At 74.3% G+C, this 20,007-nt stretch carries 17 protein-coding genes and 6 pseudogenes; 11 read left to right on the top strand and 12 right to left on the bottom strand.

Annotation, left to right across the window (positions count from 1 at the left end; translation table 11 throughout):
• The 4 genes and pseudogenes from KPL57_RS17890 to KPL57_RS72265 all read left to right on the top strand — a co-directional run.
• Positions 1-287 (top strand): annotated as a pseudogene (locus tag KPL57_RS17890) (GntP family permease); the annotation flags it as partial.
• Positions 288-295: 8 nt separating this feature from the next.
• Positions 296-1,513, top strand: a complete 1,218-nt coding sequence (locus KPL57_RS17885) for a CaiB/BaiF CoA-transferase family protein (RefSeq protein ID WP_226352478.1) — start codon at positions 296-298, stop codon at positions 1,511-1,513.
• Positions 1,510-1,923: pseudogene (locus KPL57_RS66715) on the top strand (hydroxymethylglutaryl-CoA lyase); the annotation flags it as partial. The gene KPL57_RS17885 and the pseudogene KPL57_RS66715, both read left to right, overlap by 4 nt.
• Before the next feature lie 148 nt (positions 1,924-2,071).
• Positions 2,072-2,440, top strand: a pseudogene (locus KPL57_RS72265) (hydroxymethylglutaryl-CoA lyase); the annotation flags it as partial.
• A gap of 19 nt (positions 2,441-2,459) precedes the next feature.
• Here the strand turns inward: KPL57_RS72265 and KPL57_RS17875 are convergent.
• The 3 genes and pseudogenes from KPL57_RS17875 to KPL57_RS17865 form a co-directional block, all read right to left on the bottom strand.
• Positions 2,460-3,227, bottom strand: coding sequence for an IclR family transcriptional regulator (locus KPL57_RS17875; protein WP_020627902.1), 768 nt, complete (start codon positions 3,225-3,227; stop codon positions 2,460-2,462).
• On the bottom strand, positions 3,224-3,928 hold the full coding sequence (locus tag KPL57_RS17870; RefSeq protein WP_308252914.1) for an FGGY-family carbohydrate kinase: 705 nt from the start codon (positions 3,926-3,928) through the stop codon (positions 3,224-3,226). Before KPL57_RS17870 ends, KPL57_RS17875 begins: the two co-directional genes overlap by 4 nt.
• Before the next feature lie 334 nt (positions 3,929-4,262).
• Positions 4,263-4,676 (bottom strand): annotated as a pseudogene (locus tag KPL57_RS17865) (FGGY family carbohydrate kinase); the annotation flags it as partial.
• Between the two features lie 72 nt (positions 4,677-4,748).
• On the opposite strand from KPL57_RS17865, the gene KPL57_RS17860 reads away from it, so the two are divergent.
• The 3 genes from KPL57_RS17860 to KPL57_RS17850 are packed head-to-tail and all read left to right on the top strand — an operon-like array spanning position 4,749 to position 6,765.
• Entirely contained in the window at positions 4,749-4,946 is a 198-nt protein-coding gene (locus tag KPL57_RS17860; protein WP_020627900.1) for a hypothetical protein, read from the top strand.
• A 20-nt stretch (positions 4,947-4,966) separates the two neighbouring features.
• Positions 4,967-5,707 (top strand): SDR family NAD(P)-dependent oxidoreductase, encoded by a 741-nt coding sequence (locus KPL57_RS17855; protein ID WP_226352476.1) that lies wholly within the window; start codon positions 4,967-4,969, stop codon positions 5,705-5,707.
• Positions 5,704-6,765 (top strand): phosphotransferase family protein, encoded by a 1,062-nt coding sequence (locus KPL57_RS17850; RefSeq protein ID WP_226352475.1) that lies wholly within the window; start codon positions 5,704-5,706, stop codon positions 6,763-6,765. The genes KPL57_RS17855 and KPL57_RS17850 overlap by 4 nt, the downstream gene beginning before the upstream one ends.
• On the opposite strand, the gene KPL57_RS17845 is transcribed toward KPL57_RS17850, so the two are convergent.
• Complete coding sequence (locus tag KPL57_RS17845; RefSeq protein WP_226352474.1) at positions 6,752-8,197, bottom strand: cytochrome P450; 1,446 nt, start codon at positions 8,195-8,197, stop codon at positions 6,752-6,754. The two genes, KPL57_RS17850 and KPL57_RS17845, sit on opposite strands and share 14 nt — an antisense overlap.
• A 100-nt stretch (positions 8,198-8,297) precedes the next feature.
• Here KPL57_RS17845 and KPL57_RS17840 point away from each other — a divergent pair, with 100 nt between their 5' ends.
• Positions 8,298-8,879, top strand: a complete 582-nt coding sequence (locus KPL57_RS17840; RefSeq protein WP_158071502.1) for a TetR family transcriptional regulator — start codon at positions 8,298-8,300, stop codon at positions 8,877-8,879.
• Between the two features lie 26 nt (positions 8,880-8,905).
• Here KPL57_RS17840 and KPL57_RS17835 read toward each other — a convergent pair whose 3' ends face one another.
• Positions 8,906-9,817, bottom strand: coding sequence for a LysR family transcriptional regulator (locus KPL57_RS17835; RefSeq protein ID WP_226352473.1), 912 nt, complete (start codon positions 9,815-9,817; stop codon positions 8,906-8,908).
• A 145-nt stretch (positions 9,818-9,962) separates the two neighbouring features.
• On the opposite strand from KPL57_RS17835, the gene KPL57_RS17830 reads away from it, so the two are divergent.
• From KPL57_RS17830 to KPL57_RS17820, 3 genes are all read left to right on the top strand, one after another.
• Complete coding sequence (locus KPL57_RS17830) at positions 9,963-10,727, top strand: transposase family protein (RefSeq protein ID WP_226350834.1); 765 nt, start codon at positions 9,963-9,965, stop codon at positions 10,725-10,727.
• An 85-nt stretch (positions 10,728-10,812) separates the two neighbouring features.
• On the top strand, positions 10,813-11,607 hold the full coding sequence (locus tag KPL57_RS17825; protein WP_226352472.1) for an alpha/beta fold hydrolase: 795 nt from the start codon (positions 10,813-10,815) through the stop codon (positions 11,605-11,607).
• Positions 11,608-11,617: 10 nt separating this feature from the next.
• The gene (locus tag KPL57_RS17820; protein ID WP_226352471.1) at positions 11,618-12,154 is read left to right on the top strand and encodes a carboxymuconolactone decarboxylase family protein; all 537 of its coding nucleotides are present in this window, start codon (positions 11,618-11,620) and stop codon (positions 12,152-12,154) included.
• Positions 12,155-12,261: 107 nt separating this feature from the next.
• Here KPL57_RS17820 and KPL57_RS69850 read toward each other — a convergent pair whose 3' ends face one another.
• From KPL57_RS69850 to KPL57_RS17785, 7 genes and pseudogenes are all read right to left on the bottom strand, one after another.
• Complete coding sequence (locus KPL57_RS69850) at positions 12,262-12,930, bottom strand: GntR family transcriptional regulator (RefSeq protein WP_020627892.1); 669 nt, start codon at positions 12,928-12,930, stop codon at positions 12,262-12,264.
• A gap of 55 nt (positions 12,931-12,985) precedes the next feature.
• Complete coding sequence (locus tag KPL57_RS17810; protein WP_226352470.1) at positions 12,986-14,596, bottom strand: ABC transporter ATP-binding protein; 1,611 nt, start codon at positions 14,594-14,596, stop codon at positions 12,986-12,988.
• The gene (locus KPL57_RS17805) at positions 14,593-15,468 is read right to left on the bottom strand and encodes an ABC transporter permease (RefSeq protein WP_149664376.1); all 876 of its coding nucleotides are present in this window, start codon (positions 15,466-15,468) and stop codon (positions 14,593-14,595) included. The genes KPL57_RS17810 and KPL57_RS17805 overlap by 4 nt, the downstream gene beginning before the upstream one ends.
• Positions 15,465-16,418 (bottom strand): ABC transporter permease, encoded by a 954-nt coding sequence (locus KPL57_RS17800; RefSeq protein WP_255677660.1) that lies wholly within the window; start codon positions 16,416-16,418, stop codon positions 15,465-15,467. Before KPL57_RS17800 ends, KPL57_RS17805 begins: the two co-directional genes overlap by 4 nt.
• A 2-nt stretch (positions 16,419-16,420) precedes the next feature.
• Positions 16,421-18,052 (bottom strand): ABC transporter substrate-binding protein, encoded by a 1,632-nt coding sequence (locus tag KPL57_RS17795; RefSeq protein WP_226352468.1) that lies wholly within the window; start codon positions 18,050-18,052, stop codon positions 16,421-16,423.
• 115 nt (positions 18,053-18,167) lie between these two features.
• Positions 18,168-18,819 (bottom strand): annotated as a pseudogene (locus KPL57_RS17790) (lactate utilization protein C).
• Positions 18,816-20,007 (bottom strand): annotated as a pseudogene (locus KPL57_RS17785) (lactate utilization protein B); the annotation flags it as partial. The pseudogenes KPL57_RS17785 and KPL57_RS17790, both read right to left, overlap by 4 nt.

Below are 20,007 nucleotides of genomic sequence, written 5' to 3'. Positions count from 1 at the left end.
GCCGCCGTGCTGCACGTCGCGATCGGGTCGGTGACGATCTCGGCGATCACCGCGGCCGGCGTGCTCGCCCGGTCGCCCCGGTGATCGGCCTGGCCCCCGTGTTGATCGCGCTCGCGGCCGGAGCCGGCGCGTTGTTCGCCGTGCACGTCACGTCGAACACGTTCTGGCTGCTGCAGTCGCTGCTCGGGCAGTCCGTGCGGGGGACGCTCAAGACCTGCTCGGTCGGGGTCTCGATCGCCTCGGTCGTGGCGATCATCGTGATCCTGCCGCTGTCGCTCGTCGTCTAGGGAGAGTCGTGTCGCAACTTCCGCTGTCCGGGGTCCGGGTGCTCGAGCTCGGCAACTACATCGCCGCCCCCACCGCCGGTCGCCTGCTCGCCGACTTCGGCGCCGAGGTGATCAAGGTCGAGCGCCCCGGGACGGGCGACGAGGTCCGCAACTGGCGGCTCTACGCCGGGGACACCTCGATGCTGTACCGGACGCTGAACCGCAACAAGCGCTCGGTCACCCTCGACATGCGCTCGGCCGCGGGGAAGCAGGCGGTACTGGACCTGGCCGCCCGCTCCGACGTGGTGCTGGAGAACTTCCGGCCCGGCACGCTGGAGCGCTGGGGACTGGGCCCGGCCGAGCTCGACGCCGTCAACCCCGACGTCGTGCTCGTGCGGATCTCCGCGTTCGGGCAGACCGGACCGCTGTCGTCGCGGCCGGGGTTCGCCGCCGTCGCCGAGGCGATGGGCGGGCTGCGCGCGCTGGTCGGGGAGGCCGACCGGCCGCCGTCGCGGACGGGGGTGTCGATCGGGGACTCGATCGCCGGGCTCTACGGTGCGTTCTCCGCGATGATGGGCCTCTACCAGCGCGAGAGCCGCGCCGACCGGCCCGGCCTGGACCGGCGCTGCATGGACGTCGCGCTCAACGAGGCCGTGTTCTCGATGATGGAGTCGCTCGTCCCCGACCACCTCGCCTACGGCGTCGAGCGGCGTCGGGTCGGCGGGCGGATGGAGGGCATCGCCCCGTCCAACGCCTACGTCTGCGCCTGCGGCGGCAGCGTCGTCGTCGCCGGCAACGGCGACTCCATCTTCGGCCGGCTCATGACCGTCATCGGCCGCGCCGACCTCGGGACGGACCCGGAGCTGGCCACCAACGCCGGCCGCTGGGCGCGCCGCGACGAGCTCGACGGCGCCATCGAGGCCTGGACCCGCTCGCTGCCCCGCGACGAGGTCCTCGCGAAGCTGGAGGAGGCCGGGGTCCCGGCCGGGCCGATCCACTCCGCCGCCGACATCGTCGCCGACGAGCAGTTCCGCGCCCGCGACATGGTCCAGTACTTCGACGTCGACACCGGCGGTGACGAGCCCGCCCGCGTCGGGTTCCCCGGCATCGTGCCGGTGCTGGGCGACCGCTCGGTCCCGGTCCGCTCGGTCGGGCCCGACCTGGGCGCCGACACACACGACGTGCTCGGGGGTCTGCTCGGGTACACCCCGGACACGATCCGGGCCGCATCGGGGGAGGACGCATGAGCACCGACGGGATCGTCCTGCGGGACGTCACGCTGCGCGACGGGCTGCAGCTCACCGGCAAGCCGCTGCCCACCGACCGCAAGGTCGAGCTGGTCCGCGCGCTGCTCGGTGCGGGCGTGCCGGAGCTGGAGATCGGGTCGCTGGCCCGCGGTGACCTGGTGCCGCCGCTGGCCGACACCCTCGACGTCGTCGCCGCGCTCACGCCGGAGGAGCTGGAGCGCTGCTGGGTGTGGGTGGCGACGCCGCGGCACGTGCAGAGGGCGGTGGCGGCCGGTGCGCGCAACGTCCAGTACTGCTTCTCCGTGTCCGACGCGCACAACAACGCCAACGTCGGCCGCGACACCGCCGTCTCCCTCGACGCGATGCCGCAGGCCGTCGAGTACGCGCGCGCCGCGGGCGGACGCATCCAGCTGTGCCTGGCGACGGCGTTCACCTGCCCGTTCGACGGGCCCGTCGACCCGGACCGGGTGCTCGGGATCGTCGCCGACCCGCGCACCCGCGGGCTCCTGCGACGTCGTCGTCTGCGACACGCTCGGGCAAGCGAACCCGGCCGAGGTCGGGTCGCTGGTCGGGCGCGTCGCGGCGGTCGCCGACGGCCGCCGCGTCGCCTTCCACGGCCACGACACCTGGGGCCAGGGCGTCGCGAACGCCCTCGCCGCCGTGCAGCACGGCGCGACCGTCCTCGACGGCGCGCTGGGCGGCCTCGGTGGCTGCCCGTTCGCGCCCGGGGCCAGTGGCAACACCGCCAGCGAGGACCTGCTGTTCGCGCTGCGCCCGGACTGGCTGACCCCCGCCGTGCTGGCCGGGCTCGTGACGTGGTCGGAGGACCTGCTCGCCGAGCTGGGGGAGCCGATGCGCTCGGCGACCGCGCGCGGCGTCCGCTCGAACGCCACGGCGTTCCCCTGGACGGCGGGGCCCCGCGGCTGAGCCTCCGGCGCGCGCCGGGTCAGCCCGGCGGGCGCCCGCCGAGGGTCCGGGTGAGCCGCTCCGCGGCCCCGACCAGCAGGTCCACGCACTTCTCGCACTCCGAGCGGCCGAACCGGATGGTCGGTCCGCTGATCGTGAGCGCCGCCGCGACCTCGCCGGCGTGGTCGAAGACGGGGGCGGAGAGCCCGGAGCCGCCGTCGTCGCGCTCGGCGACGGTGATCGCGAACCCGTCGCGACGGGTGTCGGCGAGCAGCTCGCGCAGCCGCTGCGGGCTGGTCACCGTGTGGTCGGTGAGGGGCTCCAGGGGACCGGCGAGCACCTGCTCGGCCAGCTCGGGGGCCCAGGCCAGCAGCACCCGTCCGGCCGAGCCGGTGTGCAGCGGCACGATCCGCCCGACGTGCATCTCCCGGCGCAGCGCGTGCCGGGTCTCGGCGACGGCGACGCACACCCGGTGCCCGCCCTCGGCCCGGAACAGCGCCGCCGTCTCCCCGGTGGTGTCGCGCAGCTCGCGCAGCAGTGGCCCGGCGAGCTCGAGCAGGTCGACCCCGCGGGCCGCGGCTCCGGCCCAGTAGGCCATCCGGATCCCGATCCGGACCCGGTCCCCGACCCGGTCCAGCAGCCCCTCGGCGACCATGTTGGACACCAGGCGCTGCACCGTCGAGGTCGGGATGCCGGTCGCCTGCTGGATCTCGCCCAGCCCGAGCACCGGGCGCTGCAGGGTGAACGCGTCCAGGATGTCGGTGATCTTGCCGAGGACCAGGAGCCGCTTCGGGCCCTCGGTGGTCATGCCGCGACCCGGTCCAGGAACGCCCCCGCCGCCTCGCGGTAGCGCTCCCACGCCGCCGGAGCGGGCTCGGCCTCGTAGCGCGCCGGTTCCGCCCCGGCGCTCCACGACGGCGGGGTCGCCCCGCCGTGCAGCGACCACGCGGCCTGCCGGGCGGCGCCGTCGGCCACGTACTCACCGGGTTCGGGCACCCGGACCGGCACCTCGAACACCTGCGCGGCGATCCGGCAGACCGCCTCGGAGCGGGCCGCCCCGCCGACCAGCGTCACCCCGGACACGGTGACGCCCTGCTCGCGCAGCGCCTCCAGCCCGACCCGCTGCGCGGACAGCATGCCCTCGATCGCGGCCCGGGCCAGGTTCTCCCGGTCCGACGCCAGCGTCCAGCCGTGCAGCGCTCCGACGCGCGTCGGGCCGGTGCCGCGCGGCCGCGTCGCCAGCTTCGGGCACAGCGTTCGGGCACCGGTCGCAGGCGGGGTCCGCGCCCTCCAGGTAGGGCACCACGACCAGCCCGCCCGCGCCCGGTCGGCGGCGAGCGCCAGGCGGCCCAGCTCGTCGTGGTCCACCCCGAGGAACCGCCGGGTCGCATCCAGCACCCGGGAGGCGTTGAGCGTGCACACCAGCGGGAGGTAGGCGCCGGTGGCGTCGGAGAACCCGGCCACGATCCCGGACGGGTCCTGGGCGCGGCGCTCCGAGCGGGCGAACACCGTGCCGGAGGTGCCCAGCGAGACGACACGTCCCCACCGGCGTCGACCCCCAGCCCGGCGGCCGCGTTGTCGCCCGCCCCGGCGGCGACCCGGATCCCGCCCGGCCCGTCGACGGACTCGGCCGGGCCGAGCAGCCGCGGCAGCGTCGGTGTCGACCCGAAGAACCGTTCGAGCAGTTCGGGGCGGTAGTCGACGCCGTCGAACCAGCCGGTGCCCGAGGCGTCGGACCGGTCGGTGACCAGCTCGTCGAGCCCCGCGCCGCCGGGGACGCGCCACCGCGGAGCCGCCAGGTCAGCCAGTCGTGGGGCAGGCACACCGCCGCGGTCCGGGCGGCGTTCTCGGGCTCGTGGCCGGCGAGCCAGCGCAGCTTGGCCAGGGTGATCGAGGCGACCGGGACGACGCCGGTCGTCTCCGCCCACTGCTGCGCGCCGAACTCCTCGACGAGCTCGCGGGCGGCCGCCGCCGAGCGGGTGTCGTTCCACAGCAGCGCGTCGCGCACGACCTCGCCGCGCTCGTCGAGGCAGACCATGCCGTGCTGCTGGCCCGCGACCGACACCGCGGCGACGCCGTCGAGGCCGCCCGCGTCGTCGATCGCGGCCTGCAGCGCCTCCCACCAGAGCCGGGGCGCGATCTCCGTGCCGTCCGGGTGCGCGGCGCGCCCGGACCGGACGAGCTCGCCGGTGTCGGCGTCGCGGACGACGACCTTGCAGGACTGGGTGGACGAGTCCACCCCGAGCACCAGTGCCATGGGCCCCAGCCTGCCATCGTCGGCGCGGCGCGGCGGGAGACAGGCGGGGCGGATCGGTGCCAGGGTGGTCCCATGAGCGACGAGCAATGGTTCTACTGCCTCAAGCACGGCACCGTGGAGACCGCCGACGGCTGCCGGTCCGCCGACCGGCTCGGCCCGTACCCGGACCGGGCCACCGCGGCCCGCGCGCTGGAGATCGCCAGGGAGCGCACCGAGTCCGAGGACCGCAAGGACCGGGAGTGGAACGCCGGGAGCTCCGGGGCGTCCTGACATGAGCGGCAGGACGGAGGGTGGCCGGGTCGTCGTCGTCACCGGCGGGAGCCGGGGGATCGGACGGGCGGCCTGCGCGGCGTACGCGGGCCCGCGGGGACACGGTCGTCGTCGCCAGCCGACGGGCCGAGGCGTGCACCGCACTGGCCGCGGAGCTGACCGCGCGGCACGGCGTGCCGGCGCTCGGCGTCGGCTGCCACGTGGGCCGCTGGGCGGACTGCGACGACCTGGTGGACCGGGTGCTCGCCGAGTACGGCCGGGTCGACGTGCTCGTGAACAACGCCGGCATGTCCCCGCTCTACGGGTCGCTCACCGAGGTCACCGAGGAGCTGTTCGACAAGGTCCTCGCGGTGAACCTGCGCGGCGCCTACCGGCTCGGTGCCCGCTGCGGGGAGCTCATGGCCGCGGCGGGCGGCGGCGCGATCGTGAACGTCTCCTCGGTCGCGGCGGTCATGCCCGGCCCCGGGGAGCTGCCCTACGCGCTGGCCAAGGCCGGGCTCAACGCGCTGACCGTCGGGCTGGCCCGCGCGTACGCGCCGTCGGTGCGGGTCAACACGGTGATGCCCGGTCCGGTCCGGACCGACATCGCCGAGCACTGGACCGAGGAGTTCCGTGCGCACGTCGCCGGCACCGTGCCCGCCGGACGGGTCGGGGAGGCGGCCGAGGTCGTCGGCGCGATCCTGTACCTGACCGGCCCGGACGCCGGGTACACCACCGGCGCCACGATCAAGGTCGACGGCGGCATGGCGTGGTCGACGTGAGCCCCGCGGACCCGTCGGGTGTGGTCGACCGGACCGCGCTCGCGGCGTGGCTGCGCGGACAGGGGTTCGGCGAGTGGTCCGGCGAGCTGGAACCGGTCGGCGGCGGCACCCAGAACGTGGTGCTGCGCACCGTGGTCGACGGCAGACCGCTGGTCCTGCGCTCGTCGCCGGTGCACCCGCGACCGGAATCGGCGCGCACCATCGCCCGCGAGATCACCGTGCTCGGCGCGCTGCGCGGCACCGACGTGCCGCACCCGGAGCTCGTCGCCGCCTGCACCGACACCGATGTGCTCGGCAGGCCGTTCTACCTGATGACCGACGTGGACGGCGTCAACCCCGGCGAGCGGGTCTCGCCCGAGCAGGCCGCGACCCCGGCGCTGCGGCACGGCGCGGTGCTCGACGTGGCCCGGGCCGCGGCCCGGCTCGGCCGCCTCGACCCGGCCGCGGTCGGGCTGGACGGGCTGCGCCGCCCCGGTCCGTTCCTGGAACGGCAGGTGCCGCGCTGGACCGCGCAGCTCGCGTCCTACTCCGAGGTGCCCGGCTACGACCCCGGCGACCTGCCCGACGTGGCCGTCGCCGCGGACTGGCTGACCCGTCACCGCCCGCCCGAGCCGGAACCGGGCGTCGCACACGGGGACCTGCACCTGAACAACGTGCTGCTGGACCGCACCCGGTCGCGGGTGGCCGCACTCGTCGACTGGGAGATGTGCACCGTCGGCGACCCGCTGCTCGACCTCGGCTGGCTGCTGGTCACCTGGCCGGTCGACCCGGTCGGGTTCGGCGCGGGGACCGAGCTCGCCGGGCACGGCGGTCTCCCCACCCGGGCCGAGCTCGTCGCCGCCTACACCGACGCGGGCGGCCGCGACACCACCGACATCACCTGGTACGCGGGGCTGGCCGCGTTCAAGCTGGGCGTCGTGCTGGAGGGCACCTGGGCACGGGTCGCCGCGGGCGAGGCGGACCGCGCGGTGGGGGAGCGGCTGCACGCCGCGGCCGTCGCGCTGCTGGAGCTGGCCGTGCGGATCGCCCGCGACGAGTGGGCCGTCAGCGCGGGGTGAGCCGCACCGGGATCCCGCCCACCGGCACCGGCAGCGAGGTGTTGTCCCAGCGCAACCGGTAGGACGGCTCGACGGCCCACCGGTACCGGCGCAGCATCTCGTGCAGGATGGCGGTGACCTCGAGGGTCCCGAAGTGCAGTCCGATGCACTTGTGCACGCCGCCGCCGAACGGGATCCACGCGTCGCGGTCGGAGCGGTCCTCGCGCCGGTCGGGCCCGAACCGCTCGGGGTCGAAGCGCTCCGGGTCGGTCCAGCAGGAGCGGTCGTAGTGGTTCACCGCCTGCGCGACGACGACCCGCGTCCCGGCCGGGACGTGGTGCCCGGCCACCGCGGTGTCCTTCACCGCCGTCCGCATGACCACCGGGACCGGTGCGTCGAGCCGCAGCGCCTCCCGGATCACCAGGTCCAGCGACGTCAGCTCGCGCAGCTCGGCCACGGTCGGGACGCGGTCCCCGATCCGCTCGGCGAGCGCGTCGGACTCGGCGCGGCAGCGTTCCTGCCAGACCGGGTTGCGGGCGAGGTGGTGCGCCGCCGAGGCCGTGGTGGTGGTGGAGGTGTCGTGGGCGGCCATCATCAGGAAGATCATGTGGTTGACGACGTCGTCGTCGGAGAACGCCTCGCCGTCGTCGGTGCGGGCGTGGCACAGCGCCGAGAACAGGTCGGTCCCCTCGCCCGCGCGCTTGGCCGCCAGGTTCTCCCGGAACCAGTTCTCCAGCACGACCCGTCCGCGCAGCCCGCGCCGCCAGCGGGTCCCGGGCAGGTCCTTGCGGACGAAGGAGTTCGCCGCCCGGACGCAGTCGACGAACGCCCGGTTCACCGCCTCCGCCTCGGGACCCGAGCGGGCGTCCATGAACACCGCCTGCGCCACGTCCAGGGTGAGCCGCTTGAGCGCCGGGTAGAGCCGCAGCCGCTCCGGCCAGGTCGGCAGCACCTCGCGCACGACCGGGGTGGTCGCGGCGACGTAGCGGGAGATCCGGTCCGCGGTGAACGCCTCCTGCATGATCCGCCGGTGCGCGCGGTGCTCGTCGAAGTCCAGCAGCATCAGCCCGCGGTGGAAGAACGCGTCGACCGTCGCGCGCCACCCCTCCTGGGAGAACGCCTTGTCCCGGTTGGTGAGCACCTCCCGGGTCGCGGCCGGGCCGGTCACGACGATCGCCCGGCCGTTGGGGGTGCGCATCCACCAGACCGGGCCGAGTGCCTCGGAGCGGGCGCGGGTGAACCGGTGCCCGAACCGGACGTAGGTCAGGGCGTGACCGAGAACGGGGAGCCCGTCGTCGCCGGGCACCTCGCGCAGCCCCTCGGGTGCCGGGCCGAACGCCGCGGGGCGCCGGCCGCGCACCGCACCGCTCAGCAGCGACCGGTCGACCGCCTCGGGCGCGGGCAGGGTGAGGACGGACGACCAGCGCTCACGCGCCTGCTGCACCAGCTTCACGGGCTTGCTCCTCGGACGTCGACGGCGGTGTCCCGGCCGAAGTTAGACACTTCTGACGAAACTGTCCAGATGATGGACGGGCCGTGCGATGATGTCGGCCATGAGCGAGCGGCGGACGATGGCGCGGCGAGCCCGCGACGAGCTGCGCGGCGAGGTGCTCGACGTCGCCGAACGCCTCGCGGTCGCGGGGGAACGCCCGTCGATGCCCGAGCTCGCCCGCCGGGTCGGGGTCAGCCGGCAGACCCTCTACAGCGAGTTCGGCGACCGCGACGGGCTCGCCGCCGCCCTGGTGCTGCGGGCCACCGACCGGTTCCTCGACCGGATCGAGGCCGCCCTCGACGGCGAGACCGACCTGCACGCGGCCTGGGTCGCCGCCGTCGGCGCCGCGCTCACCGAGGGGGCCGAGAACCCGCTGCTCAAGGCCCTGCTCAGCGGCGACGCGGCGGTCCCGTCCGCGTTCGGCACCGACTCCGGCCCGATCATCGCGGCCGCGGCCGAGCGGTCCGCCGGATACCTGCGCCGGGTCCGGCCCGGGGCCCGCGAGCACGACGTGCGACTCGCCGCGGAGACCGCCGCCCGGCTCACGGTCAGCCACCTGGTGCTCCCCGCGGGCCCGGCGTCGCGCTCGGCGGAGGACATCGCGACCGTGGTGGTGCGGACGCTCGGCGACGACGGGGTGTGAGCTCGTGGGAGGTCGTCCCGACCCGGTCACGGCGTGGCAGGCGGGCTGCCGGCCTCCCCGGCGGCGTGCCGGACCAGACGGATCAGCCGGGTGGCGGCGGCGGACGGGGGCCGGTCGCGTGCGGTGATGAGGGAGACGACGAACTCGGGATGCGGTGAGAGGTCGACGAGCCGACGGCGGACCGGCTCGGGCGCCGAGGACGGCGCGATCAGCGCCAGCCCGAGCCTCGCGCGGACCAGTTCGGCGACGGTGGCGACGTCTCCCACCTCGATGACCACCTCGCGTGCGACACCGTGGGCGGCGAGGACCCGGTCGACGCTCTCCCTGCTGCCCCAGCCGGGAGGGACATCGATGAACGACTCGCCGCGGAGCTCGGTGAGGGACACACGCTCACGACCGGAGAGCCGGTGCCCGGGCGGGCAGGCGAGCCGGATCGGTTCCCGGAACAGCTCGTGCGCCTCGATCGCCGGTGGGCACGCCGTGGGATCGACCGCGGCGAGGGCGAGGTCGAGGCGGTGCTCGCGCACACCACGCACGAGCCCGACGGTCCCGTCGGGTGCGGTGCCGAGGCGGATCGTCACCCGGGGCCACTGCTGATGGAACCGCTGGAGCAGCGCCGCCAGGTCGACACCGGGCAGGGCGTGCATGATCCCGACGGCGACGGTGCCGCGGATCCCCCCGGTCACCTCCTCGACGGCGTCGCGGGCGGAGGCGGCCGCGGCCAGCGTGGTGCGGGCGGGCGCGACCAGGGCCGCGCCCGCGTCGGTGAGCGCGACCCGGCGGGTGGTCCGCTCGAACAGCACCGCGCCCAGGTCACGTTCGAGCGCCCGGACCGCGACCGAGACCGCCGACTGCACGAGGTGCACGGACTCGGCGGCGGCGGTGAAGCTCCCGGTGTCGGCGACCGCAAGGAAGATCTCGAGCTGGCGCAGCTCCACGGCGCTCCCCGATCCATGAATCCGATGAGGCTTATTCAGGGCCCGTGAAATAACGATCTAGCCCGGCGTGTCGGGTTGGGCGACAGCCCGTCCATCGCGAAGATTGGTTTGTCGAATCAATCCGAGATGAATGGGCTGTCGCAGTATGTACTATACCACTGGCTTTCGGCGTGATGAGATTCAGGATCTTGCCGCTCTGGTGCATGAGCAGGATCAGCGGAACGCGACTGGCCTGCGACGGCCTTGGCCGCCGATTCTGGGATTGTTCTGGTCGGTGGTGATCACGTTGGCGTATCTGCGCGGGAATCGTGTGCAGTGGGAGTTGGCGGAAACCTACGGGGTGTCGCAGTCGACGGTCAGTCGAGCGATCGCGGGGGTGACACCGTTGCTGGCGCAGGCGCTGCGGAGTGTAGTTCCGACTGCGGAGGAGCTTCGTGCCGATCGGCAGTACATCATCGACGGAACCCTGCTGCCCTGCTGGTCATGGACCGCCGTACCAGGTCTGTGGTCGGGCAAGCATCGCACCACCGGCGTCGTCGTCCAGGTCGCAGCCACCCTGGAAGGGCAGCTGTCGTGGATCTCCGACCCGACCCCAGGCTCCCGACACGACCTACATTGCCTCGACCAATCCGGCGCCCTCGACCACCTCGCCACATACCCACCGATCGGCGATAAAGGCTACATCGGGCGCGGCATGCTCACCCCGTTCAAAAAACAACCCGGCCGGGAACTTCTCGACTGGCAGAAAACATTCAACAAGAGCCTCAACCGCACACGCGCCACCATCGAGCGAGTCATCGCCCATATCAAGTCGTGGAAAGTTCTCCACACAGACTACCGCCGACCCTACGCCACATTTAAAACGACGATCTCGGCAGTCATCGGACTCATCTTCTACGCACTTACCTGACGGAGCCTGAATAAGCCTCGATGAATAGGTCTCAGGAAAACCTATCGTTGGACGTGATCGGTGTCCGCAGGTGACAGTCGTCGTCGTGGACGACAGCACCTTCTCGACGCGGACCGTCAACCTGGTCCGCACCGGCCCCCGCGGCGGCACCCCGGTGGTCCTCCTGCACTCTGCCGGGCTGGACCTGACCTACTGGGATCGTCAGATCGCGGCCCTGGCGCCCGACCGGGACGTCGTCGCGGTCGACCTGCCCGGCCACGGGCGGACCACCGGCGACCCCGGCGACTGGCAGCTCGATCGCGCGGTCGGGTTCGTGCGCCGAGTGCTGGCGAATCTGGAGGCCGACCGGGTCCATCTGGTCGGGCTGTCACTGGGCGGGATGCTCGCCCAGGCCACCGCCGTCGCGGACCCGGGCGTCACGGCCTCGCTGACGTTGATCGACACCGCGGCCTCGTTCTCCGACGCCGGCCGCGCGGCGATGCGGGCCCGGGCCGCGCAGGCGCGTACGCAGGGCATGACGGCGGTGCTGGAGGGACTGTTCGGGCACTGGTTCACCGCCGACACCCGCGCCCGGCGCCCGGACGTGGTCGAGCGCGCCACCCGCACGCTGCTCGCCCAGGACCCGCAGGTGCACGCCGCGATGTGGGAGATGATCGCCGGCTTCGAGCTCGCGGCCGACCTCCCCCGGATCGCGTGCCCGACGATGGTCGTGGTCGGGGAGCACGACTCCAGCTCGCCGGTCCCCGCGGCCCGGCAGCTGCGCGACACCATCCCGGACGCCCGGCTGCGCGTGGTGCCCGCCGCCGCCCACCTCGCACCGTTGGAGAAGCCCGACACCGTCACCCGCCACCTGGTCGGGTTCCTCGACCAGGTCGCCTGAGGAACCCGCGATGGCCCGCATCCCGCTGCCCGAGCCCGCCGACATGGACCCCCGTCACCGCGCCCAGTACGAACGGTTCCCCTCGAACCTCACCCGGACCCTGACCCTCATGGACTCCCGGCTGTCCGAGGCCCTGCCGGAGACGGCCAACGCCCTGCGCGCCTCCGCGCTGGCGCCCGCCTGGCGCGAAGGGGTCATCCTGCGCGTCGCCGCCCTCACCGGAAGTGCCTACGAGCGGTGGCAGCACCTGGACCAGGCGCGTCAGCACTGGTCGGACGAGCAGATCGCCGTCATCGAGACCACCGCGGGGGCCGACCGGTCGGTGCTGCCCACCGGGTTCGCCCGCCTGCTCGACCTGGTCGACCTGCTCGTCCCCGGCCTCCCGATCCCCGACGACGTCCTCGCCGCCGTACGCCGGACCCTCGACGACCGCGACCTGGTCACCGTCATCGTCCTGGTCGGGCACTACCTCACCGTCGCCCGGCTCACCACCGTCCTCGGCGTCGACCTGGACCCTGCCCCGGACACCTGGACCCACGAACACTGACCCTCAGCCCGGCCCGACGGTCCGCGGCAGGTCCGCACGCCGGCCCACGCCGGCGAGGCCGATCGGCACTGTCCGGTGCCGGGGAGGCCGACGGCTCGACGACCCGCTCAGCCCACCCCGCGGTGATGGCGCTCGGCGCGTTCGACGTGTGCCCGGGCCAGGGCCCCCGCCGACGCCGGATCACCCGCCGCGATCGCCGCGAGGATGGCCCGGTGCTCGGCCCACGACCGCGGACCGGCCACGGACACCCCCATCGCGTAGATCCATTCGATCCGGTCGGAGACGTGCCGCAGCAGCGACGGGAGCGACGCCGACCCGCTGTGCTCGGCGATGGCGAGGTGGAAGCGCGTGTTGAGCTCCGGCAGCCGTTCCGTCCGGCCGGACGCCAGCTCGGCCTCGCCCTCGGCGACGAGCAGCCCCAGCAGGTCCACCACCGCGTCCTCGCCCCCGGCCACCCGCGCCGCGCAGCGGGCCGCGGCGATCTCCTCGATGGTGCCGCGCACGGCGAACAGGTCCTCGGCGTCGGCATCGTCGATCGTGGCGACGGTGGCACCCTGATTCGGACGGACCTCGACGAAACCCTGGACGGCGAGCGTGCGCAGCGCCTCGCGCACCGGGACGCGCGAGACCCGGTAGCGCTCGCACAGCCGGGCCTCGGTCAGCCGCTCGCCCTGGGCGAGCACCCCGGTCACGATGTCCGCCCGCAGCGCCGCGAGCACCCGCCGCGCCTTGCCGTCGGCCGAGCCGTACCGGTTACCGCCGTCCTGCCCGTCCACCCGGACCCACCTCCTCGCCGCCGGTGCAGTGTGGACGCACGTCCCCGTCCGGTCGTCAGGGGGTGGCGCCGACGTCGCGCCCGGGGATCGCGGCGAGCAGCTCGCGGGTGTAGTCCTGCGCGGGGGTGTCGACCACGCGTGCGGTCGGGCCCTGCTCGACCGCGGCGCCCGCGCGCAGCACCACGCCGCGGTGGGCGACCTGGCGCACGACCGCGAGATCGTGGGTGATGAACAGCAACGAGACCCCCAGGTCGCGTTGCAGGCCGGTCAGCAACTCCAGGATCTGCTCCTGCACCAGCACGTCCAGGGCGGAGACGGCCTCGTCGCACACGACCAGCTGCGGCCGGGCGGCCAGCGCCCTGGCGATCGCGACCCGCTGCCGCTGGCCGCCGGACAGCTCGTCCGGGCGACGTGCTGCCACTCCCGACGGCAGGGCCACCTGGTCCAGGAGCTCGGCGACCCGGTCGCGCCGCGACGCGGTGTCCCCGATCCGCAGCACCCGCAAGGGCTCGTCGACGATCCGGGCGACCGTGGACGTGGGGTCCAGCGAGCCGTAGGGGTCCTGGAACACCGGCTGCATGGTGCGGCGCACCATCGCCCGGTCCCGTCGTGACGAGCGGAACGGATCGGTACCCGCCACGGTCCCGGTGCCCGCCGTCGGCCGGTCCAGCCCGAGGACGATCCGCGCGGTCGTCGTCTTGCCCGCCCCGGACTCCCCGACGAGGGCGGTGGTGGTGCCGGCGTCGACGGTGAACGACACGTCGTCGACGGCGCGGACCCGTTCACGTGAGCCGCGCACCCGGAACTCGCGGACCAGGCCGGTCACCTCGAGCACCGGTCGCGGCGGCGCGGGTGGATCGGCGGCGCGGGTCCCGCCGCCGATCGCGGGTGCGGCGGCGACCAGACGGCGGGTGTAGTCGTCGTCGGGCCGGGTCAGGATGCGCTCGGCCGGCCCGGTCTCGACGACGTGGCCCTCGTGCATGACCACCACCCGGTCGGCGCGCTCGGCGGCCAGCGCGAGGTCGTGGGTGATGAGCAGCATTGCCGTGCCGCGGGCGTCGGTCAGCCCGGCGAGGTGGTCGAGGATCCGCCGCTGCACCGTGACGTCGAGGGCCGAGGTCGGCTCGTCGGCCAGCAGCAGGTCCGGCTCCGCGGCGAGCGCCATCGCGATCAGCACCCGCTGCCGCATGCCTCCCGAGAACTCGTGCGGGTACTGCCGCGCCCGGCGCGCGGGGTCCGGGATCCCGGCCTCGGCCATCAGCTCCACGGCCCGGTCCCGCGCCGCCCGGCCGCGCGCCAGCCGGTGGGTGGTCAGGGCCTCGGCGATCTGCGCCCCGACCCGGTGCACCGGGTTCAGGTTGGACATGGGGTCCTGCGGGACGAGACCGATCCGCGCCCCGCGCAATGCCCGCAGCCGGGCCTCCCCGGCGGTGGTGAGGTCCTCGCCGTCGAAGAGGATCCGCCCGCCGGTCACCCGCCCGGTCCCCGGCAGCAGGCCGAGCGCGGCCGCCGCGGCGGTCGACTTCCCGGACCCAGACCCGCCGACGACGGCGACCTTCTCCCCGCGGCCGACCGCGAGGTCGACCCCGTGCAGCACGTCGGTGACGGTGCCGCGGGAGTCGGCGTACCCCACCCGCAGACCGCGCAGCTCCAGCAGCGCGCTCACTGTCGTGCCCCCGGGGACAGGGCGTCGCGCAGCGCGTCGCCGACGAGGTTGAACGCCAGGCAGATCAGCAGGATCGCCAGACCGGGGAACACCGCCGACCACGGAGCCCGGTAGAGGTACTGCTGGGCGTCGGACAGCATGATGCCCAGGCTCGGGTCCGGTGGCTGGATCCCGAGGCCGAGGAACGACAGCAGCGCCTCGCCGATCACCGCCACCGGCATGATCACGGTCGCCTGCACGATGACCGAGGACGCCGCGTTGGGCAGGACGTGGGTCAGCAGCACCCGCGGTCCCGAGGCGTTCATCGTCTTCGCCGCCAGCACGAACTCCCGTTCCCGCAGCCGCAGCGTCTCCGCGCGCACGACGCGGATCATCGTCGGCACCTGCGCCACACCGAGCGCGATCGCCGCGCCGCTCAGGCTCGCGCCGTGGATCGCGGCCAGTCCCACCGCGACGATCAGGAACGGGAACGCCAGGGTCAGGTCGGTCAGCCGCGACACCACGACGTCGGCCGCCCGCCACCATCCGGCGGCGAGCCCCAGCGGCGTGCCCACCAGCACGGCCAGCGCGACGGCGAGCAGTCCCACCTGCAACGACGCCCGGGTGCCGTACAGGATCCGGGACAGCACGTCGCGGCCCAGGTCGTCGGTGCCCAGCGGGAACCCGACGGTGCGCGGCAGCTGGAACGGGGTCTCGAAGTGCACCGCGCCGGGGGAGTGGGGCGCGAGGACCGGGGCGAGCAGCGCGGCCAGCACGACCAGGACGAGCAGCACCCCGCCGACGAGCCCGGAGCGGCTCCGCAGGAACGCGGCGAGCACCCGGCCGCCGGACGGCGCGGTCGGCTGGGGCCCGACGGGTTCGACGGCGGTCATCGCGACCTCCCCTCGACCCGGACCCGCGGGTCCACGACCGAGTAGAGGACGTCGACCGCCAGGTTGATGACGATGTAGGCGAGCGTCACGACGAGCACCACTCCCTGGATCACCGGGTAGTCCCGGGTGAAGACCGAGTCGAGCGTGAGCTTCCCGAAGCCGGGCAGCCCGAAGATCCGCTCGGTGACGACGGCGCCGGACACGAGCCCGCCCAGCTGCAGGCCGACGATCGTCAGGACCACGAGCAGGCTGTTGCGCAGGGCGTGCCGCAGCACCACGGCGCCACGGGACACTCCCTTCGCCCGCGCGGTACGCACGAAGTCGGCGGTCAGGGTGTCCACCATGGACGCACGGGTCTGGCGCATCACGATGGCGGCGAGCCCCGTCCCGAGGATCAGCGCGGGCAGGGTGAGGTGCCACAGCGCGCGCAGCGGGTCCTCGGTGACGGCGACGTAGCCCGAGGCGGGGAACAGCCCGAGCCCGACCGCGAGGTAGAGGATCGCCAACAGTCCGAGCCAGAAGTTCGGCACCGACAGCGAGACCAGCGACAGCCCGCTGACGGCCGCGTCCACCCCGCGTCCGCGGTACACCGCGGCCAGCGTCCCGGCGGCCATCCCGGCGGCGACGGCGACGACGATCGCGTACAGCGACAGCCACGCCGTGACCGGCAGTGTCGCGGCGATCAGCTCGGTCACCGGCGTCCCGGTCCGGGTCGACTCGCCCAGGTCCCCGGTCAGCGCGCTGCCCAGGAACCGCAGGTACTGCTCGACCAGCGACCCGTCCAGGCCGAGCCGGTCGCGGATCGCGGCGACGGTCTCCGGTGTCGCCTCCTCCCCGGCCAGCGCCAGCGCCGGGTCGCCGGGCAGCGCCCGGACGCCGGCGAACACGACCACCGAGGCCAGCAGCAGGGTGACCAGGCCCTGCCCGGCCCGCACCGCCAGGTAGCGCAGCGTCAGCCCACCTCGCCGTCGACGAACGCGGCCCGGCTCAGCCGCACGACGCCGTCGGCGAAGGTCTGCACGCCGACGACGTCCGCGGAGTGCGCCGTGAGGTTCCGCAGGCGGTACAGGTAGATGATCGGGTTGTCGCGCTGCACCCGTTCCACGACCTGTCCGTAGAGGGCCGCCCGGGCGGCCGGGTCGATCGTCGCCGCGGCCCGGCGGATCAGCTCGTCGACGCCTGCGTCGGAGTAGCCGGAGTAGTTGCTGCCCGCCCCGGTGGTGAGGAACGAGGCGATGTTGCCGTGCGGGTCCACCCGGCCCGACCAGCCCAGCTGCAGCAGGTCGAAGTCGCCACGGTCCTGGACGTCGAGCAGCGTGGAGTACTCGACCGGCTCCACGGTGATCGCGAACCCGCCCTGGGCGACCGCGGCCTGCAGCGCCTGGGCCAGCCGCAGCGTGTCCGGGGAGTTGGAGACCTTCATCGTCACCGGGTACGGCACCGGGGCCCCGGCACCGGCCAACAGCCTGCGGGACTCCTCCGGGTCGTAGGGCGGGCAGGCGTCGCTCGCCGGGCTCGCGTAGGTGCTCCCCGGCGGGATCGGCGAGCAGGCGGGCTCGTACCAGTTGTTGAACACCGCGTTGACCAGCACGGTCCGGTCCACCGACAGGGCGAGCGCCCGTCGCACGCGCGGGTCGCGCGCCAGCGGGGTGTCGATGCGCCCCGGCGGGTTCCCGGTGCCGGCGGTGTTGCCGACGTTGACCGTCATCGCCTGGTAGCCGAGCGAGGGGATCTGCAGGACACTCACGTCGGTCTCGCGGGACAGCGCGTCGACGTCCTGCGGGGAGATCGTGTCGGCCACGTCGACGTCCCCGCTGCGCAGGTTCGCCGCCCGGATGTTGGCGTCGTTCATGATCCGGTAGGTGATCGAGTCCAGGTGGACCTCGTCGGCGGCGTAGTAGAGCGGGTCCCGCACGACGGTGATCGAGGTCTGCGGGATGCGCTCGGCGAAGCGGAACGGTCCGACGCAGACCGGGTCGGCGGAGAACTCGACGCCGGGCCGGGCCAGCGCGGTCGGGGACATGATCATGCCCGCGCGGTCGGCCAACGACGCCGTCAGCGGCGCGAACGGTCGCTGGTGGCGGATCCGCACCGTGCGGGGTCCGGTCGCGTCGATGCCCGCGACGGGGCCGAGCTCGGCCCGGCGGCTCGAGTCCGGCAGCGTGAGGTGGCGGCGCAGCGTGGTGACGACCGCGGCGGCGTCGAGCGGGGTGCCGTCGGCGAACCGGACCCCGTCCCGCACGGTGATCTCCACCGACCGGCCGTCGGCGCTGACCGTCGGCAGCGCGGTCGCGAGCTGGGGGAGCACCGTGCCCTCGGCGTCGATGTCGTAGAGCTTCTCGCAGATCGAGCTCATGACGTAGCGCGTGTAGAGCGACGACGACGTGGTCGGGTCCAGGCGGTCGGGTTCGCTGGACAGCCCCATGACCAGGTCACCGCCGTCGCGGACCGGGGTACCGGGGGAGACGGCCACGCCGGGGACCACCGGACGCGGGGGTGCCGGCAGCACCGGCTGCACGGCGATGCAGCCGGTCAGCAGCAGGGCACCGAGCAGCACCACCGCGAGTCGAACCGTTGTATACATTGCCGGCGACCGTACGGCCGTCCGGACGGCCGCGATAGCCCTTCCGGTGTCACGATCACGTTTCCGGATCCCCACCCCGACGCCGGGCCACCTGGCCGGTGGACCCGACGAGGTGTCAGTCCCCGACGATCACCACGTGCAGTGTCCGCGGCCCGTGCACGCCCTCGACCCGGTCCAGTTCGATGTCGCTGGTCGCGCTCGGCCCGCTGATCCAGGTGTGCGGCCGCACCGGGTCCAGCGCCGCCACCGCCTCCGGCACCCCGGCCACGATCTGGTCGCGCGCGGATCACGCAGACGTGCAGGTCGGGGACCAGGGTCGCGGCGCGGCGGCCCTGGCCCGGTCCGTGGTCGAGGATGATCGTGCCGGTCTCGGCGATGCCGATGGCGGCCGTCGACAGCACGCCGTCGCACCGGTCCAGCTCGGCCACCGCGACGCCCGGCCCGTCGGTGACGACCTCGACGTCGGCGGGAACCAGCCCGGCCGGGAAGCCCGGTGGCACCAGGATCCGCAGCGGGCCGGAGCCCGCGAGCGGGGTCCGGCCCGCCAGCGCGCCGGCGACCCGCGCCGCCGCGGTGTCCGGGCCCGCCCGCTCGACGACGGCGCGGTAGTCCGCGACCCGCTCGTCGAACAGGTCCACGACCTGCGCGTGCGACAGTGACCGGTCGGGAACCGGGCGGACCACCTCGACGTCGAGCACCGGCTCGACGTCGGGGACGTCGGACAGGGCCCGCCGGGCCTTCACCAGGATCGCCTCACGCGCGCTCATGCCCCGCCCCCGTCCCGGCCGCCGTCGGTGTCGATGGTCCGGCTCCGACCGCCGTCGGTGTTGATGGTCCGGCTCCGTCCGCCGTCCGTCCGCTTCCACCACTCCCGGAACGACTCCTCCGCCGGCACCGGACGTCCGCGCGAGTCCGCCCACGGGCTCGCCGGACCGGGGACCGCGCCCAGCACGGTCCGCCCGCCGGGGGTGGTGCGTCCCAGCCGCGAGACCAGCCGACCACCGAACCCGGCCGCCTTCTCCGCCGCGCCGGTCCGGGTCGCCGAGGACAGCGTCCACGACGCCGCCCGCATCGCGACGTCCTGCACCGAGGGCACCCGGCTCGCCCGCTGGTGCGCGTCGACGACCTCGGCGCGCAGGTGCACCAGCACCTCGGGGATGTCGATGCGGACCGGGCAGACCTCGAAGCACGCCCCGCACAGGCTGGAGGCGTAGGGCAGCGAGTCGGTCTGCGGGTCGCTGCCCACCCCGCGCAGCTGCGGGGTGAGGATCGCGCCGATCGGGCCCGGGTAGACCGAGCCGTAGGCGTGCCCGCCGGTGCGCTCGTAGACCGGGCACACGTTCAGGCAGGCCGAGCAGCGGATGCAGCGCAGCGCCTGCCGCCCGGTCGGGTCGGCGAGCACGTCGGTACGGCCGTTGTCCAGCAGCACCACGTGCACCTCCTGCGGCCCGTCGCCGGGAGTGACCCCGGTCCAGGTGGAGGTGTAGGGGTTCATCCGCTCGCCGGTCGAGGACCGGGGGAGCAGCTGCAGCATCACGTCCAGGTCCTGGAAGGTGGGCAGGACCTTCTCGATCCCGACCACCGACACCAGCACCTCGGGCAGGGTCAGGCACATCCGGCCGTTGCCCTCGGACTCGACGACGGTGAGCGTCCCGGTCTCGGCGACGGCGAAGTTCGCCCCCGACACCGCCACCTTCGCCCGCAGGAACTTCTCCCGCAGGTGCTCCCGGGCGGCGGCGGCGAGGCGCTTCGGCTCGTCGGTCAGGTCCGCGGGCGCGGCGCGTCCGGCGCGGCCCATCTCGCGCAGGAAGATCTCCCGGATCTCCGCGCGGTTGCGGTGGATCGCCGGGACCAGGATGTGGCTGGGCAGGCGTCGCCGAGCTGCACGATCAGCTCGGCCAGGTCGGTCTCCAGGCGTGGATGCCCGCGGCCTCCAGCGCCGAGTTGAGGTCGAT

The organism is Pseudonocardia sp. ICBG601 (assembly GCF_020496245.1).
The sequence above is the reverse complement of the archived record's forward strand: the minus strand, read 5'-3'. Positions and strand labels throughout refer to the sequence as shown.

Coding starts and splice junctions, on each gene's coding strand:
- KPL57_RS17840 (WP_158071502.1), top strand. CDS start 8,298: ATGAGCGAGCGGCGGACGATGGCGCGGCGAGCCCGCGACGAGCTGCGC.
- KPL57_RS17875 (WP_020627902.1), bottom strand. CDS start 3,227: ATGACCACCGAGGGCCCGAAGCGGCTCCTGGTCCTCGGCAAGATCACC.
- KPL57_RS17820 (WP_226352471.1), top strand. CDS start 11,618: ATGGCCCGCATCCCGCTGCCCGAGCCCGCCGACATGGACCCCCGTCAC.
- KPL57_RS17860 (WP_020627900.1), top strand. CDS start 4,749: ATGAGCGACGAGCAATGGTTCTACTGCCTCAAGCACGGCACCGTGGAG.
- KPL57_RS17795 (WP_226352468.1), bottom strand. CDS start 18,052: ATGTATACAACGGTTCGACTCGCGGTGGTGCTGCTCGGTGCCCTGCTG.
- KPL57_RS17830 (WP_226350834.1), top strand. CDS start 9,963: ATGTACTATACCACTGGCTTTCGGCGTGATGAGATTCAGGATCTTGCC.
- KPL57_RS17805 (WP_149664376.1), bottom strand. CDS start 15,468: ATGACCGCCGTCGAACCCGTCGGGCCCCAGCCGACCGCGCCGTCCGGC.